Here is a 14,721-nt window from a genome sequence, read left to right as displayed (position 1 = left end):
CGGTATCGTTGCCGCGGTGAAGCCCGTTTTCGTCGACGTCGACACCGGCGTCGACGACGCGATGGCGCTGGTGTACCTGCTGGCCAGCCCGGACGCCGACGTGGTCGGCATCGCCTCGACCGCCGGAAACGTCGCGGTGGACCAGGTCTGCGAGAACAACCTTGGCCTGCTCCAATTGTGCGGGGCCACAGGCATTCCCGTGTCCAAGGGTGCGCAGTGGCCGCTGAACTGTTCGTTGCCGCCGGGGAAGGCGCACGGCCCCAGGGGCATGGGGTACGCGGAGTTGCCGGCCACCGATCTGCGGCTCACCGGCTGCGATTCCGCGACCGCCTGGATGCGCGCCGCGCGCGCCCATGCCGGGGAGTTGATCGGCGTGGCCACCGGCCCGTTGACCAACCTGGCGCTGGCGCTGCGCGCCGAGCCCGCCCTGCCGACGCTGCTGCGGCGGCTGGCGATCATGGGCGGCGCCTACGACTACCGCGGCAACACCAACCCGGTGGCCGAATGGAATATCGCCGTGGACCCCGAGGCGGCGGCCGAGGTGTTCGCGGCCTGGTCCACCGCGGCCGTTGACCCCCAACGCTTTCCGATCCTGTGCGGGCTGGACCTCACGCGGCACATCGCGATGACGCCGGAGGTGCTGGCGCGGCTGGCGGCCGCGGCGGGCTCGACCACCACCGCGATGAGCGCGCTCGACGAACGCGGCACCCGGTCGACGGCGTCGAACCCGCTGATCCGGGTGATCGAGGATGCGCTGCGCTACTACTTCGAGGTCCATCACGACAACGGTCACGGATACGTGGCGCACCTGCACGATCCGCTGGCCGCCGCCATGGCGCTGGACCCCGGGCTGGTGACGACCCGGGCGGCGACGGTCGACGTCGAGCTCGCCGGAACCCTGACCCGCGGCATGACCGTCGTCGACTGGTCGGGGCGGTGGGGCCGAGAACCCAACGCCCACATCGGCATTGGCGTGGACCCCGGCGCGTTCTTCGACCGGTTCGTCGAACGGGTCGGGATGTTCGCGCGCGGGTTCACGCCACCCGGAACCGCTCCAGGTCGGCGTGCTTGACGGTCAACCCGTGCCCGGGCGCCGTCCGGTCGGGGCGCAGCAGGCCGCCGGGCTCCGGCTGGATCACCCCGTCGAACGCCAGGCCTTCGATCCGCACGTGGTCGTGGAAGTACTCCAGGTGGCGCAGGTGCCAGACGGCAGTGCCGACGTGGCCGCTGATCTGTGGGGCGCAGTGCAGCGAGAGGTCCATCCCACGCGCGTCGCACAGCGCGGCGACCTTGAGGATCCCGGTGATGCCGAGCGCCCGGGTGACGTCGGCCTGCAGGCAGTCGACCGCGCCGGCGGCGAGCATCTGGTGAAAGTAGGGCAGGTGATAGCCGTACTCGCCGGCGGCGATGTCCATGCCGGCCGGGCCGTGCTCGCGCAGCAGGTGCAAACCGTCGAGATCGTCGGAGCTCACCGGCTCCTCGAACCACCGCACGTCGTACTCGGCGAAGCGCTGCGCCCACAGCAGCGCCTGCTTGCGCCGGTACGCGCCGTTGGCGTCGACGAACAACTCGGCGCCGTCGCCGATCGCCGACCGGGCGGCCGCCACCCGGTCGATGTCGGTTTCCGGGTCGCGGCCCACCTTCATCTTGACCCGGGGAATGCCGGCCTCGACCCAGCCGCCCAGCTGCCTCGCGAGTGCATCGTTGTCGTATGAGGTGAACCCGCCGCTGCCATAGATCGGGGTGGCGTCGTGCACGGCGCCCAGCGCAACCACCAACGGTTCGTCCAATAACCGGGCACGCAGGTCCCACAGCGCGACGTCTACGGCCGAGATCGCCTCGGCGGCCAGCCCGGGCTTGCCCAGGTTGCGGACCGCGTGCTGCATCTGGGCCCACCGCGCCGGCGGCTGCAACGCGTCCGCCCCGGTGACGGCCTCGGCAAGCTTGGATCGCACGACGGTGACGACGGCCGTGTCCGCGTAGGTGTAGCCGACCCCGACCTGCCCGCCGGCGCGCACGCTCGCCAGCACCAGGGTCGTCGAGTCCCACGTCAGGGTGCCGTCGGACTCCGGCGCGTCGGTCGGGATCGAGTAGGCCGAGGCCTCAACGGATTCGACGGGAATCGGTGCACTCGCGAGCAGGGCCATGCCGGGTGACTACCCACCCACCGACCGGGTATGCCCGCGGGCGTCTGAGTTTGCCCGGCCGATCGCGGGGTACCCGCTGACGCTATGCCTTTCGCCGAGTACCAAAACGAGCTCTACCAACAGGGGCAGGCCGGCCGGCAGCCGCCCTACCCCATCGGGTTCGCCGACCTGGAGGCCAGGACGGCCGCGGCCATGCCGCCGAAGGTGCTGGGGTACGTGGCCGGCGGCGCCGGCGACGAGCACACCCAGCGGGCCAACGTCGAGGCCTTCAAGCGCTGGGGCCTGTTCCCTCGCATGGGCATTGCCCCCGAGCAGCGCGACATGTCCGTCGAGTTGTTCGGGATGACGTTGCCGTCGCCGATCTTCATGGCGCCCATTGGGGTCATCGGGGTGTGCGCCCAGGACGGTCACGGCGACCTGGCCGCGGCCCGGGCGTCCGCCCGCACCGGCGTGCCGTTCTTCGTGGGCACCCTCACGTCGGACCCGATGGAGGACGTCGCGCCGGAGCTCGGCGATACCCCCGGCTTCTTCCAGCTGTACACGCCGCCGGACCGCGAGATGGCCGCCAGCCTGGTGCACCGCGCCGAGGCGGCCGGCTTCAAGTGCATCGCGGTCACCCTCGACACCTGGGTCACCGGCTGGCGTCCGCGCGACCTGAGCGCCGGGAACTACCCGCAGGTGCCCAGCGGATGCCTGGCCAACTACACCTCCGACCCCGTCTTCCGCGCCGGCCTGCGGCCGGGCGAGGACGCCACCGAGGCGGCGGTGCGCAAGCTGCCGATCTTCGGCGGCCCGTTCCGGTGGAGCGACCTGGAGTGGCTGCGGTCGGAGACGCACCTGCCGCTGATGGTCAAGGGCATCTGCCACCCTGACGACGTCCGGCGCGCCAAAGACCTTGGGGTGGACGGCATTTACTGCTCCAACCACGGCGGCCGGCAGGCCAACGGCGGGCTGTCCTGCCTGGATTGCCTGCCCGGGGTGCTGGAGGCCGCCGACGGGCTGCCGGTGCTGTTCGACTCCGGCGTGCGCAGCGGCGCCGACGTCATCAAGGCCCTGGCGATGGGCGCGACCGCGGTGGGGATCGGCCGCCCCTACGCCTACGGCCTGGCGCTGGGCGGCGTCGGCGGCATCGTGCACGTGCTGCGCTCGATCCTGGCCGAGGCCGACCTGATCATGGCCGTCGACGGCTACCCGTCGCTCAAGGACCTGACGCCGGACGCGTTGCGGCCCACCGGATGAGCGCCGCTACTCGTAGCTTCCCTCGAGATACCAGCGCCGCTGGCGGTAGCACAGCAGGAACGCCCGCTCGTCGGTCAGCAAGACCTGGGCGCGGGCGCTGCGGCCCTTGGCGTCGGGGTCCCACCACCGCTCGTCGACCGGCCAGGGTCCGGCCCACCAGCGCAGCCGCTCGTCCCTGGCGCGCACGGTCAGCCGGGCGGGGTCGGCTGAGAACATGCCCCGGCTGGTCACCCGTACCGGATTTCCTTGGGCGTCAAGCAATTCCACCGGGTCGTCGAGCAGGACCGCCGGCGACGGCTCGGGCAGTCGGCCGGGCCACGGTCGATCCGGGTCGGCGTGCGGCACCGGCTCGTCGCCCAGCGGCGTCAGCGTGATGCGCTCGGCGGGCCCGCGACCGCCGGAGCGCACCGGCACCCGCACCGCCTCCGGGCCGAGCAGGCCCTGCACCCGCACCAGCGCCCGGCGGGCCCGCAGCCGGTCCTCCTCCCCGAGACCACCCCACAGCGGCAACTGCAGCGCCTCGGCGGACACCACCTCCACCGCCCGCAGCCGCAACAGCGTCACCGCCGCGGTGGGGCGGGCCTCGCGCGCGGTCCGGTTGCTCAACCACCCGTCCAGCTGCCAGCGCACCCGGTCGGCGGTGGCGTCCTCGGTCAACGGCTCGGCGCACCGCCAAACCCGGTGCAGCTCTTCACCGTTGGCGGTGACGGCGTGGATGGCCAGCCGGGTGCAGCCGACCCCCGCGGCCATCAGGGCATGATGCAGCGTGCCGGCCAGCGAGCGTCCGGCGAATGCCGCGGCGTCGACCCGGTCGATCGGCGGGTCGCAGTCCAGCACGGCTTCGAGTTCGGCCGGCGGCTCGCGCCCGGACGGTCCCCGCTCGGGTTCGCCGCGCGCCAACCGGTGCGCGGTCACCCCGTCGGCGCCGAACCGGGAGGCCACGTCGGTGCGAGACAGCGCGGCGAACTGCCCGATGGTGCGAATCCCCATCCGCCACAACAGATCCGTCAGCTCCTCGCGCCCCGGACCGGCCAGGCTCGGCTCGGTGGCGAGCTGCCGGATCGACAGCACCGAGAGGAACCTCGCGTCGCCCCCCGCCTCGACGATCCGGCCCGCCCGCGCGGCGAACACGGCGGTGGACAACTGGTCGGCGATTCCCACCTGGCACTCGGCGCCGGCCGCGGCCACCGCATCGATCAGCCGCTCGGCGGCCCGCTCCTCGGACCCGAAGTAGCGGGCCGCCCCGCGCACCGGCAACACCAGGAGCCCGGGCCGCAGCACCTCGGCGCGCGGCACCAGGTCGTCCACCGCCGCGATCACCGCTTCGAAGAAGCGGGCATCGCGGTCGGCGTCGGCGGTCGCGACGTGCAGTTGCGGGCACCGGGCGGCGGCCTCGCGGCGGCGCAGCCCCCGCCGCACCCCCGCCGCCCGCGCGGCCGACGAGCAGGCGATCACCCGATTCGCCAGCGTGACGGCGACCGGGGCCGTCGCGGGTTGGCCCGCGGCCGCGGCCGCCGCGACCGCGGGCCAGTCCATGCACCAGATCGCCAAAACCCGGGAAGCCACCGGCATTCATCCCGCTCGCGCCCGGCCGATCACCCGCCTGCCCGCGCACACCCCGCTGACCTGCAGCCGCACCCGGCCGATGCGTCCGAATCCCGGCCGCCCGCAGGCGGTGATCTCATAGCCGCAGACCCGGGCCGCGAGCCGCGTCGGCGCCCCCTGCCAGTCGCCGTCGGTGACCAGCAGGGTGCACCCCTTGGTGCGGGCCCGCGCCACCACCGCGCGCGCCCGCGTGTGCGGCACCCGGCGCCCGCCCAGGCCGAGCACCACCAGGTCCATGCCGTCGACGAGCACCGCGGCCACCTCCACCGGATCGGTTCCGGGATCCGGTATCACCGCGAGCCGGCTCAGGTCCGCCCCCATCTCCGCGGCGGCCAGCAGTCCGATGTCCGGCTGGCCGACGATGGCCACGTTGCCCCCGGCCGCCGTCACCGCGGCGACCATGCCCAGCAGCAGCGACCGGGCCCCCGACAGCACCGCCACCGTCCCCCGGGGCAACGGCACCGGCAGCGACTCCGCGAGCCACCGCGGGAGCGGCAGCCGGGATTCCGATTCGGGCAGCAGGTCGTCAGCGGGGGCGACGACTCGCCCCGACATTTCGGCCATCCGCCGGCGCAGTGATTCGAGCTGGTCAGCACGATTTTCCTGGCGTTGGCCGGAGGCAAAAGCCGCAGTCATGACCAGCCTCCTACCACCCGGATTTTCGAATATATGTTCGATCTGCCTGGAGTTAACACCCGCCCTCCGACAACCGTCAAGCAACGTGAGAGGCTGCCTTATGCGCTCGGTGCTGGTGTGGCTCATGGTGCTTTTGGGTAGTGCCGTCGTCGCCGGAATCCCGGCCCGAGCCGGCGCCGATCCGTGTCATCCGGCCGAGTTGTTCGCCACCGACACCACCGATCCCCTGTTCGAGGCGCACGCCGACCTGACGATCATTCTCAGCGGCGCGACCGTGACCGGATCGACCCCGCTCGACGGGGTGTTCTGGTCAGATGAGCTGCAGCAGACCAGCCATGAGCGCTCGCGCGAATTTCATCTGTGCGGTGCCGACGGTTCGTCGCACGCCGCCGCCCAGGCGCTGTGCCGCCAGTTCAACCAGAGAACGGTGTTGACCTTCGACTACCTGCCGCAGCCGGCAGCCGACGCGATCACCATCAGCGTGCCCGACGTCGACATCGCGCGCTTCGCCGACGCGTTCACCGCCGATTCGGCCGCGCACCAACGACTGCGCGGGGGCTCCGTCACCACCGACCGAACCCTGATCCTGGTCGCGGGCACGGGGGATCTCGACGTTGCCCGCCGGCTCGTCATCGAATCCGGCGGGAACTGGGACGCGGCCACGATCGCCTACGGCAGGCGAGAATTCGTGGAGTGACCGCGAGCGGCCACACCGCGAAACTGTATTCCGCGACGCATTTCTCGAGAAGACGCGTCGGCAGTTACAGTCTCGCGGCATAGACCGTAAGGCTATTCCCACTCGATGGTGCCGGGCGGCTTGCTGGTGATGTCCAGCACCACGCGGTTGACCTCGGCCACCTCGTTGGTGATCCGGGTCGAGATGCGCTCCAGCACCTCGTAGGGCACCCGCGTCCAGTCGGCGGTCATGGCGTCCTCACTCGACACCGGCCGCAACACGATCGGATGTCCGTAGGTGCGGTTGTCGCCCTGAACGCCGACCGAGCGAATGTCGGCCAGCAGCACCACCGGGCACTGCCAGATCTGGTTGTCCAAACCGGCGGCGGTGAGTTCCTCGCGCGCGATCTCGTCGGCGCGCCGCAGGGTTTCCAAACGCCCAGCGGTGACCTCGCCGACGATCCGGATCCCCAGGCCGGGACCCGGAAACGGTTGGCGCGCAACGATTTCCTCCGGCAGGCCCAACTCCCGCCCAACCGCGCGCACCTCGTCCTTGAACAGCAGCCGCAGCGGCTCGACGAGCTTGAACTTCAGGTCGCCGGGCAGGCCGCCGACGTTGTGGTGGCTCTTGATGTTGGCGGTGCCGCTGCCCCCGCCGGACTCCACCACATCCGGATACAGCGTGCCCTGCACCAGGAACTCGACCTGCTTGTCCCCCAACACATCCCGGACCGCGCCCTCGAAGGCCCGGATGAACTGCCGGCCGATGATCTTGCGCTTGCCCTCGGGATTGTGCACACCCGACAGCGCCTCGAGGAAGGTCTGCGCGGCGTCGACGGTCACCAGGTTGGCGCCGGTGGCGGCCACGAAATCGCGCTGCACCTGCGCGCGCTCGCCGGCGCGCAACAGCCCGTGATCGACGAAGACACAAGTCAATCGATCCCCGATGGCGTGGTGCACCAGCGCGGCGGCCACCGCCGAATCCACCCCGCCGGACAGCCCGCAAATCGCGTGGCCGTCGCCGACCTGGGCACGAACCTGCTCCACCAGCGCGCCGGCGATGTTGGCGGGCGTCCAGTCGGCGCCGAGCCCGGCGAAGTCGTGCAGGAACCGGCTGAGCACCTGCTGCCCGTGCGGGGTGTGCATCACCTCCGGGTGATACTGCACCCCGGCCAGGCGCCGGGCGCGGTTCTCGAAGGCGGCCACCGCCGCACCCGGGCTGCTGGCCACCACGTCGAAACCATCGGGGGCGGCGGTGACGGCGTCGCCGTGGCTCATCCACACCGGCTGCACACCGGGCAGGTCCGAATGCAGTTCGCCGCCAAGCACTTTCAGTTCGGTGCGGCCGTACTCGCTGGTGCCGGTGTGGGCGACGGTCCCGCCCAGCGCCTGCGCCATGGCCTGAAACCCGTAGCAGATGCCGAACACCGGCAGCCCGAGATCGAACAGCGCCGGATCGAGCTGCGGGGCGCCCTCGGTGTAGACGCTGGCCGGCCCGCCGGAGAGCACCAGCGCCACCGGGTTACGGGCCTTGATCTCCTCGACCGACGCGGTATGCGGGATCACCTCCGAGAACACCCGCGCCTCCCGAACCCGACGGGCGATCAGCTGCGCGTACTGCGCGCCGAAGTCCACGACAAGCACGGGACGGTCAGCGGGCCCGGCGTCAACAGGTTTCGCCACGCCGCAAGCTTAGTGGCTGGCGTCGGCCGCACAGTGACCCCGTTTCAGTGCGCGGCGGCGGCCTGGATCACGGCGTCGACGATGCCGCGGATTCGGACGGCGGCTTGGTCGGGGTCGGGTTGGCCGGCGTCGAGCCACGCGATGACCGCGTCCACCGTCATGTTGGGAAGCAATTGCGCCGCCCAGTTCCGCCATCGATCGTCGGCGATGCCGGCGAGGTGGCGGCGGGTGATCGCCGTTGAGCTCTCGCTGAGGGTGTCGATCACGTCACGAAACTCGGGTTCGCGGGTGGCGTGGCGGTAGAGCAGTCGGAAGGCGTCGGGGTCGGCCGCGGCCGCGCGGATGAGCGCGGGGATGCTGGCGTCGCCGAAGTCGTATCCGCCGACGGCTTCGCGGAGCCGGGTGTGACCGCTCTGGATGACCTCCCGGTAGAGGTCGGCCTTCGAAGCGAAGTGCCGGTACAGAATCACCGGGGTGATACCGGCTTCCGCGGCGATGGCATCGAGCCCCGTGCTCGCGAAACCGCCCCGGGCGAACGCGCGGGTGGCGGCGTCGAGGATCTGTTCACGGCGTTGGGCCCGGGGCAGCCGCCGAGTCGTCTCGGATCGGACCACCGTCATCCGGAACCTCCTCTTGCCCCGGAGCCAGTGTATAAGTAACTTTGTATATCTTCTCTTATACAAGCACTCCTCTACTTGGAGGCGGGCGTGATGACAGGGACGGTTCGTCGGGTGCGCACGGCGGTGGGCGACGACGCCTGGCTGGTCACCGAGTACGCCCATGTGCGACGGCTGCTCGACGACGATCGCCTCGGCCGGTCCCATCCCGAACCCGACACGGCGGCGCGCACCGGGGACTCGGCCTTGTTCGGCGGTCCGCTGGGCGACTTCGACACCGAAATGGCCGACCACAACCGGATGCGGAAGCTGTTGCAGCCCCATTTCTCGCCCAAGCATCTGCGGGCGCTGGCACCCCGGGTGGAGGCCCTCACCCGCGGACTGCTGGACGAACTGGCCGAGCAGGGCCCCCCGGCCGACCTGCACGCGGCATTGGCGTTGCCGCTGCCGATTCTGGTCATCTGCGAGCTGCTCGGCGTGCCGTATTCCGATCGCGACCAGTTCCGCGCGTGGGCCGAGGACGCCGGCAATGTGTGCGATCACGCCCGCTCCGAGCGCGGGCTGGCCGAGCTGTTCGACTACGGCCGCAGGCTGGTCGAGCGCAAGCGCCCCCATCCCGGCGACGACGTGATGTCGCGGCTGTGCGCGACGGAGGGCGTCTCGGATGAGGAGGCGGCGATGCTGTCGATGTTCATGTTGTTCGCCGGGCACGAGACCACGGTCGTCCAGATCGGGCTCGGAACATCGCTATTGCTGGCGAACCGCGATCAGTGGCGGACCCTGCTGGATGACCCCGGGCTGATCCCCAACGCCGTGGAGGAGCTGTTGCGCGCGGCGGCGATCGCGACCGGCGTGGGCGGCATTCCCCGCTATGCGCGCACGGATTTCGACGTCGACGGTGTCACCATCCACGCCGGAGACCTGCTGCTGCTGGACCTCGGATCGGCCAACCACGACCCCGCCGTGTTTGCCGACCCGGACCGGGTCGACGTCACCCGTCAGGCGGCCTCCCACCTCGCGTTCGGATACGGCGCGCGTTATTGCATCGGGGCGCCCTTGGCCCGCATCGAGCTGAAAACGGTTTTCGCTCAACTCATTCCACGATTCCCGTCCATGCACCTGACGGTCGATCCCGCGACGCTGCCCACCCGACGCGATGCGCTGGCCGGCGGCCTCGTCGCGCTACCGGTGTCGTGGTGAGGCGAACGCTGGCCTCCGCCGTCGCGAATCGGCCGTACATTGTCTGTGATGGCGGACATGAGTAAGGGCAGCGTCGTCCCGGCGCGGGAATTGGCCAGTGTTTCCGGCGAGGCGGTGCCCATTCCCGATCCCGGTCGGCTCGTGCATCTGCAGCTTCGGCGTTTCGCCGGCTGCCCCATCTGCAATGTCCACCTGCAGTCGATCGTGCGTCGACACGACGAGATCGCGCGCGCGGGCATCCGCGAGGTCGTGGTTTTTCACTCCACCGACGACGAATTGCGTCGTTACGTCGGCGAGCTGCCGTTCGCGGTGATCGGTGACCCCGACAAGAAGCTGTACGCCGAATTCGGTGTCGGCTCCTCGCCACGGTCCGTGCTCGATCCCCGCGCACTGGCGCCGGTGCTGATACGGATCGCCCGTCAGCAGATCGGTCGCATCCGGGCTCGCCAACCGGTGGTCAATCCGCATCCGACCGGTGGCCACTTGGGTTTGCCCGGCGACTTTCTCATCGGCTCGGACGGCCGGATATTGGCGTGCAAGCGCGGCACGCACGCCAACGATCAGTGGTCGGTGGACGAGGTGCTCGCGCACGCCTACAACGAGAACGCCTGACGCACCGCGCCGACGGCATCGGGCTCGCCGCCGAAATGGACCCGCCGCAGCGAAGCCTTGCGCTTGGCCTCGCTCGGCCCAAGGCGGGCATTGACAAGGTCGGCCGCGTCGGCGGTGATCGTCACCGCCGGTTCGCCGTGCGCCCCGGTGAGATGACCGTCCGTCACGGCGAACTCGAAACGGCGGCCGTCGATCTCGACGCGGCACGTCGCCTCCAAACCGTCCGCCGCACCCGAGTCGAAGCCCAGCAGGATGCCTGCCAGGAACCCGTTCAGCGGCGATACCGGGCCGTCCCCGATCGGGTCCAGCCGGTCCAGCCCGAACCATGCGAGGCTCCGCAGGATCGGCAGCACCCGCCGCCAGCCGAGGTCGCTGAGCGTGTAGACGGTGCGCCCGATCGGGGCCGGCAGGTCGGCGCGATCGACGAGGCCGGCATCTTGTAGTTCCTTGAGTCGCTCGGCCAGGAGATTGGTTGCGATGCCGGGCAGCTCGTCGCGCAGGTCACCGTAGCGGCGCGGCCCGCCGACCAGCTCGCGCAGGATGAGCAGCGTCCACCGCTCGCCGAGGACATCGAGGCCGCGCGCGATCGGGCAGTTCTGGTTGTAGTTCCTGCGGGAGGGCACCATGCCACCCTATCTGCGGTAGATATCTTTTTCAACTCGTTACTTGATTTATTTGTCTACCAACTTTAGCCTCTTGTCTATGCGTACCTCACCGATACTCCGAAACCACCCGATCTCCGCACTCGCAGTCATCTGCCTCGGCGTCTTCGTCATCAGCGTCGACGCCACCATCGTCAACGTCGCGCTGCCCACCCTTTCGCGCGAACTCGGCGCCGACACCGCCCAGCTGCAATGGATCGTCGACGCCTACACCCTGGTCATGGCGGGCCTGATGCTGTCGGTTGGCAGCCTGTCCGACCGCTACGGAAGGCGGGGGTGGCTGAACGCCGGGCTCACCGTGTTCGCGATCACGTCCGCCGTTGCGGCACAGGCGACTTCGGCCGACGCACTGATCGCGGCCCGCGCCGCCATGGGCGTGGGCGCGGCGGTGATCTTCCCGACCACGCTGGGGCTGATCACCAACATCTTCACCGACCCGGTCCCGCGCGCCAAGGCGATCGGACTCTGGGCGGCCATGGTCGGCGTCGGGGTGGCCGTCGGGCCGATCAGCGGCGGCTGGCTGCTCGAACACTTCTGGTGGGGCTCGATCTTCATGGTGAACATCCCCATCGCGGCGCTAGCCGTAATCGGCGGCATCCTGTTTGTTCCGACCTCCCGCGACCCGGCCGCGCCGCGCGTCGACGCCGGTGGCCTGACCCTGTCCGCGGCCGGAATCACGACCCTCGTCTACACGGTCATCGAGGCACCCACCTGGGGATGGACCGACGGCCGGACCGCGGCCGGATTCACGCTGGCGGCAATCGTTCTCGCCGGGTTCGCGCTGTGGGAGCGGCGCAGCACCCACCCGATGCTGGACGTCTCGGTGTTCTTCAACCGCCGGTTCTCCGGCGGCAGCCTGGCGGTGACCGCCGGCTTCCTGACGTTGTTCGGGTTCATCTTCGTCATCACCCAGTACTTCCAATTCATCAAGGAATACACGGCATTTCAGACCGGCGTGCGATTGCTGCCGGTCGCCGCGTCGATCGCGCTGGCCAGCATCCTGGGGCCCCGGCTGGTGCAACGGGTCGGCACCACCGCCGTCGTCGCCACCGGCCTCGCCGTCTTCGCCGCCGGGCTGGCCTGGGCGTCCACGGTGGACGCCGCGACGCCCTACGACCAGATCGCCATGCAGATGGTGCTGCTCGGCGCCGGCCTCGGCCTGACGACGGCACCGGCCACCGAGGCCATCATGGGATCGCTGGCCGTCGACAAGGCCGGCGTCGGCTCGGCCGTCAACGACACAACCCGAGAATTCGGCGGCACCCTCGGCGTGGCCATCGCCGGCAGCGTCTTCGCGTCGGTGTACTCGGGGCATCTCGGGTCGGCCGCCTTGACGGGGCTGCCCGCCGATGCGATGCGCCACTCGATGGCCTTGGCGCACAAGGTGATCGAGCAGCTGCCGGCACACCGGGCCGGCTATGTTCGCGGCGCCGTCGATCACGCATTCCTGGACGGCCTGCAAGTCAGCTCGCTGGTGTGCGCGGGCATCGCGCTGGGCGCCGCGATCGTCGTCGGCTGGCTTCTCCCCGCCTGGGAGCCGGCGCGCCAAACCGAAAGGATCATGTCATGAGCGACAGCACTTATGTCCTGGGCCATGCCGACGCGGAAGTGCAGCGGCTGCTCCTGCAGGGACGTCTGTACAACGACTACACCGAGCATGCGCTGCGGCTGGCCGGGCTGCGACCGGGCATGCGGGTGCTCGACGTCGGAAGCGGGCCCGGCGACGTGTCGTTCATCGCCGCCCGGCTGGTCGGTCCGACGGGCACCGTTCTGGGCGTGGACGTCGCACCCGAGATGATCGAACTGGCTCGCGCCCGGGCCGCCGAAAAAGGCCTGACCACAGTGCAATTCATGCAGAGCCCGATCGACGCGATCGCCCTGGACGAACCCGTCGACGCGGTGATCGGCCGGTTGATCCTGATGCACCTGCCCGACCCGGCCGCCACGCTGCGCCAACTGAGCAACCGGGTCCGCCGCGGCGGCGTCGTCGCGTTCTCCGAGAACGACATCACCGACACACGCAGTATCCCGGAGCTGCCCCTGTTCCGTCGGGTGACGGCGGGGATCGTCCGCGCCTTCGAGGCCATGGGGCTCAGCGCGCGGTTCGGCACCACGCTGCACACGGTGTTCCACGACGCCGGCCTGGGCGCGCCACACCTGACGCTCGGCGCGCCTGTCGGCACCGCCGCCGACGCCGGCATCCTGTCCTACGCCGCGGAAGTCTGGCGGTTGGTCTCCCCGATAGCGCACCAGCACGGCTTCGCCATCGACGAGCTCGACGACATCGACAACTTCGTGTCGCTGTTCCGCGAGGAGGCGGCTGCCGCCGACGCCCTCATCACGATGCCTCCCCTCATCACCGCATGGGCGCGGGTGCGGAAATGAACGACACCATCCAGAGCCAGTACTCGACCGGCCTGTCGCGCAATAACATCGAGCGGGCTCTGCTCGCCGCGGGCAAGGACCTCGACCGCCTCACGCCTGCCGACCTGGGCCTGCTCGAGGACTTCCACACCATGGGCCGCTACGCCACCATCCAGCTAGTGGACCTGGCGCAGATCACCAGTGCCAGTATTGTGCTCGATGCCGGCAGTGGGGTCGGCGGCGCCGCCCGCTACGTAGCCGATCGCTACGGCTGCAGGGTCGACGCCGTGGATCTCACCGACGAATACTGCCAAACGAACCGTTGGCTCAACCAACTCGTCGGCCTCGACGACCTCATCCGCGTTCGCCAGGCCGACGTCACCGACCTCCCCTTCGCCGACGGCACCTTCGACGTCGTCATCAGCCAGCACGTTCAGATGAACATCGCCGACAAGGCGCCCCTGTACGGTCAAGCGCGCCGAGTGCTGAGAGGCGGCGGCCGGCTTGCCCTGTGGGACATCACCATTGGCGACGGTGGCGCACTCGACTATCCGCTTCCGTGGGCAGACCAACCCGCCCGCGGTCATCTGGTCACCCCCGGCGAGTTACGCGCGGCCGTCGAGTCCGCAGGATTCGCGGTCGAGCAGTGGAACGACCTGACCGATCAGGCGACCACGCTCATGCAAACCATGCTGGCCCAGCCCGCCAACCCGCTGGGCCTGCACGCCTTCGTCACCGACTTCGCGCGGAAAATCGAAAACCTCACCAGCGCACTGGCGGACGGACGCCTGCGCGCCATCCAGGGCATCGCACGGACGACCGGCCCGTGAGCCGAACACCGCGCCGCGCGGCGGCCTGGCTCCCGGTGATGGTCCGGCTGACCGCGGTCGGGTATCTGCTGTTCTTCGTGCCCGATCTCGTCCTCGCGAGCACGCATCACCTCGACACGTTGCCGCCGCCGCTCGCCCGGCTCTTCGACTGGGGAGCCGGTGGCGACCCGGTAGCCGTCATGTTCGCCACCGTCTATATCGTGTGGGCGCTGTTCTTGTTCGCCTCGGCGCGGACCCCGCTGGCCAACCGGCTGTTCCTAGATTTCAACCTCACCGCGAACTCGGCCCACTTCGCCGCCATGCTCATCATGGCCGTCGCGATAGACGATCAGCACCAGCACATCGCGGGAGTCCTGGTCCTCGGATTGCTCACCACCGTCCCGTTGGCGGCATGCTGGCTTCCGGTCCGACGCGGGACACGGACCTGATCCCTGGCGGCTCGCGGGCAAGC

The 14,721-nt window shown here is 70.2% G+C and carries 15 protein-coding genes; 9 read left to right on the top strand and 6 right to left on the bottom strand.

Annotation, left to right across the window (positions count from 1 at the left end):
• Positions 1-16 precede the first annotated feature (16 nt).
• Complete coding sequence (locus tag OQ968_RS17520; protein ID WP_324680107.1) at positions 17-1,072, top strand: nucleoside hydrolase; 1,056 nt, start codon at positions 17-19, stop codon at positions 1,070-1,072.
• Here OQ968_RS17520 and OQ968_RS17515 read toward each other — a convergent pair.
• Positions 1,035-2,147, bottom strand: coding sequence for an enolase C-terminal domain-like protein (locus tag OQ968_RS17515; protein ID WP_324680105.1), 1,113 nt, complete (start codon positions 2,145-2,147; stop codon positions 1,035-1,037). The genes OQ968_RS17520 and OQ968_RS17515 overlap by 38 nt on opposite strands.
• Positions 2,148-2,231: 84 nt before the next feature.
• Here OQ968_RS17515 and OQ968_RS17510 point away from each other — a divergent pair, with 84 nt between their 5' ends.
• Positions 2,232-3,386 (top strand): alpha-hydroxy-acid oxidizing protein, encoded by a 1,155-nt coding sequence (locus tag OQ968_RS17510; protein WP_324680103.1) that lies wholly within the window; start codon positions 2,232-2,234, stop codon positions 3,384-3,386.
• A 6-nt stretch (positions 3,387-3,392) separates the two neighbouring features.
• Here the strand turns inward: OQ968_RS17510 and OQ968_RS17505 are convergent, their stop codons facing one another.
• The gene (locus tag OQ968_RS17505) at positions 3,393-4,958 is read right to left on the bottom strand and encodes a DNA polymerase Y family protein (protein ID WP_324680101.1); all 1,566 of its coding nucleotides are present in this window, start codon (positions 4,956-4,958) and stop codon (positions 3,393-3,395) included.
• On the bottom strand, positions 4,959-5,627 hold the full coding sequence (locus OQ968_RS17500; protein ID WP_324680099.1) for a hypothetical protein: 669 nt from the start codon (positions 5,625-5,627) through the stop codon (positions 4,959-4,961).
• On the opposite strand from OQ968_RS17500, the gene OQ968_RS17495 reads away from it, so the two are divergent.
• The gene (locus OQ968_RS17495) at positions 5,626-6,324 is read left to right on the top strand and encodes a hypothetical protein (protein ID WP_324680097.1); all 699 of its coding nucleotides are present in this window, start codon (positions 5,626-5,628) and stop codon (positions 6,322-6,324) included. The genes OQ968_RS17500 and OQ968_RS17495 overlap by 2 nt on opposite strands.
• A 92-nt stretch (positions 6,325-6,416) precedes the next feature.
• Here OQ968_RS17495 and guaA read toward each other — a convergent pair whose 3' ends face one another.
• Positions 6,417-7,985: a glutamine-hydrolyzing GMP synthase gene (gene guaA, locus OQ968_RS17490; protein ID WP_324680095.1), complete on the bottom strand. Its 1,569-nt coding sequence runs from the start codon at positions 7,983-7,985 to the stop codon at positions 6,417-6,419.
• Positions 7,986-8,029: 44 nt separating this feature from the next.
• Complete coding sequence (locus OQ968_RS17485) at positions 8,030-8,605, bottom strand: TetR/AcrR family transcriptional regulator (RefSeq protein ID WP_324680093.1); 576 nt, start codon at positions 8,603-8,605, stop codon at positions 8,030-8,032.
• A 90-nt stretch (positions 8,606-8,695) separates the two neighbouring features.
• Here OQ968_RS17485 and OQ968_RS17480 point away from each other — a divergent pair, with 90 nt between their 5' ends.
• On the top strand, positions 8,696-9,802 hold the full coding sequence (locus OQ968_RS17480) for a cytochrome P450 (RefSeq protein WP_324680090.1): 1,107 nt from the start codon (positions 8,696-8,698) through the stop codon (positions 9,800-9,802).
• Between the two features lie 57 nt (positions 9,803-9,859).
• Complete coding sequence (locus tag OQ968_RS17475) at positions 9,860-10,414, top strand: peroxiredoxin-like family protein (protein WP_324680221.1); 555 nt, start codon at positions 9,860-9,862, stop codon at positions 10,412-10,414.
• On the opposite strand, the gene OQ968_RS17470 is transcribed toward OQ968_RS17475, so the two are convergent.
• The gene (locus tag OQ968_RS17470) at positions 10,396-11,040 is read right to left on the bottom strand and encodes a helix-turn-helix domain-containing protein (RefSeq protein ID WP_324680088.1); all 645 of its coding nucleotides are present in this window, start codon (positions 11,038-11,040) and stop codon (positions 10,396-10,398) included. The genes OQ968_RS17475 and OQ968_RS17470 overlap by 19 nt on opposite strands.
• 76 nt (positions 11,041-11,116) lie before the next feature.
• Here OQ968_RS17470 and OQ968_RS17465 point away from each other — a divergent pair, with 76 nt between their 5' ends.
• The 4 genes from OQ968_RS17465 to OQ968_RS17450 are packed head-to-tail and all read left to right on the top strand — an operon-like array spanning position 11,117 to position 14,698.
• Positions 11,117-12,646 (top strand): MFS transporter, encoded by a 1,530-nt coding sequence (locus OQ968_RS17465; RefSeq protein WP_324680087.1) that lies wholly within the window; start codon positions 11,117-11,119, stop codon positions 12,644-12,646.
• Positions 12,643-13,461, top strand: coding sequence for a class I SAM-dependent methyltransferase (locus tag OQ968_RS17460; protein WP_324680084.1), 819 nt, complete (start codon positions 12,643-12,645; stop codon positions 13,459-13,461). The genes OQ968_RS17465 and OQ968_RS17460 overlap by 4 nt, the downstream gene beginning before the upstream one ends.
• Entirely contained in the window at positions 13,458-14,270 is an 813-nt protein-coding gene (locus OQ968_RS17455) for a class I SAM-dependent methyltransferase (RefSeq protein WP_324680082.1), read from the top strand. Before OQ968_RS17460 ends, OQ968_RS17455 begins: the two co-directional genes overlap by 4 nt.
• Positions 14,267-14,698 (top strand): hypothetical protein, encoded by a 432-nt coding sequence (locus OQ968_RS17450; RefSeq protein WP_324680080.1) that lies wholly within the window; start codon positions 14,267-14,269, stop codon positions 14,696-14,698. The genes OQ968_RS17455 and OQ968_RS17450 overlap by 4 nt, the downstream gene beginning before the upstream one ends.
• Positions 14,699-14,721 lie beyond the last annotated feature (23 nt).

It is taken from the genome of Mycobacterium sp. 663a-19 (assembly GCF_035616495.1).
Classification (GTDB): Bacteria; Actinomycetota; Actinomycetes; order Mycobacteriales; family Mycobacteriaceae; genus Mycobacterium.
This window is presented reverse-complemented; position numbering and strand designations above follow the sequence as displayed.

Excerpts from the sequence above, each read along its gene's own strand:
- OQ968_RS17515 (WP_324680105.1), bottom strand. The coding sequence starts at position 2,147 with ATGGCCCTGCTCGCGAGTGCACCGATTCCCGTCGAATCCGTTGAGGCC.
- OQ968_RS17510 (WP_324680103.1), top strand. The coding sequence starts at position 2,232 with ATGCCTTTCGCCGAGTACCAAAACGAGCTCTACCAACAGGGGCAGGCC.
- OQ968_RS17505 (WP_324680101.1), bottom strand. The coding sequence starts at position 4,958 with ATGCCGGTGGCTTCCCGGGTTTTGGCGATCTGGTGCATGGACTGGCCC.
- OQ968_RS17495 (WP_324680097.1), top strand. The coding sequence starts at position 5,626 with ATGACCAGCCTCCTACCACCCGGATTTTCGAATATATGTTCGATCTGC.
- OQ968_RS17500 (WP_324680099.1), bottom strand. The coding sequence starts at position 5,627 with ATGACTGCGGCTTTTGCCTCCGGCCAACGCCAGGAAAATCGTGCTGAC.
- OQ968_RS17485 (WP_324680093.1), bottom strand. The coding sequence starts at position 8,605 with ATGACGGTGGTCCGATCCGAGACGACTCGGCGGCTGCCCCGGGCCCAA.
- OQ968_RS17480 (WP_324680090.1), top strand. The coding sequence starts at position 8,696 with ATGACAGGGACGGTTCGTCGGGTGCGCACGGCGGTGGGCGACGACGCC.
- OQ968_RS17475 (WP_324680221.1), top strand. The coding sequence starts at position 9,860 with ATGAGTAAGGGCAGCGTCGTCCCGGCGCGGGAATTGGCCAGTGTTTCC.
- OQ968_RS17470 (WP_324680088.1), bottom strand. The coding sequence starts at position 11,040 with ATGGTGCCCTCCCGCAGGAACTACAACCAGAACTGCCCGATCGCGCGC.
- OQ968_RS17465 (WP_324680087.1), top strand. The coding sequence starts at position 11,117 with ATGCGTACCTCACCGATACTCCGAAACCACCCGATCTCCGCACTCGCA.
- OQ968_RS17460 (WP_324680084.1), top strand. The coding sequence starts at position 12,643 with ATGAGCGACAGCACTTATGTCCTGGGCCATGCCGACGCGGAAGTGCAG.
- OQ968_RS17455 (WP_324680082.1), top strand. The coding sequence starts at position 13,458 with ATGAACGACACCATCCAGAGCCAGTACTCGACCGGCCTGTCGCGCAAT.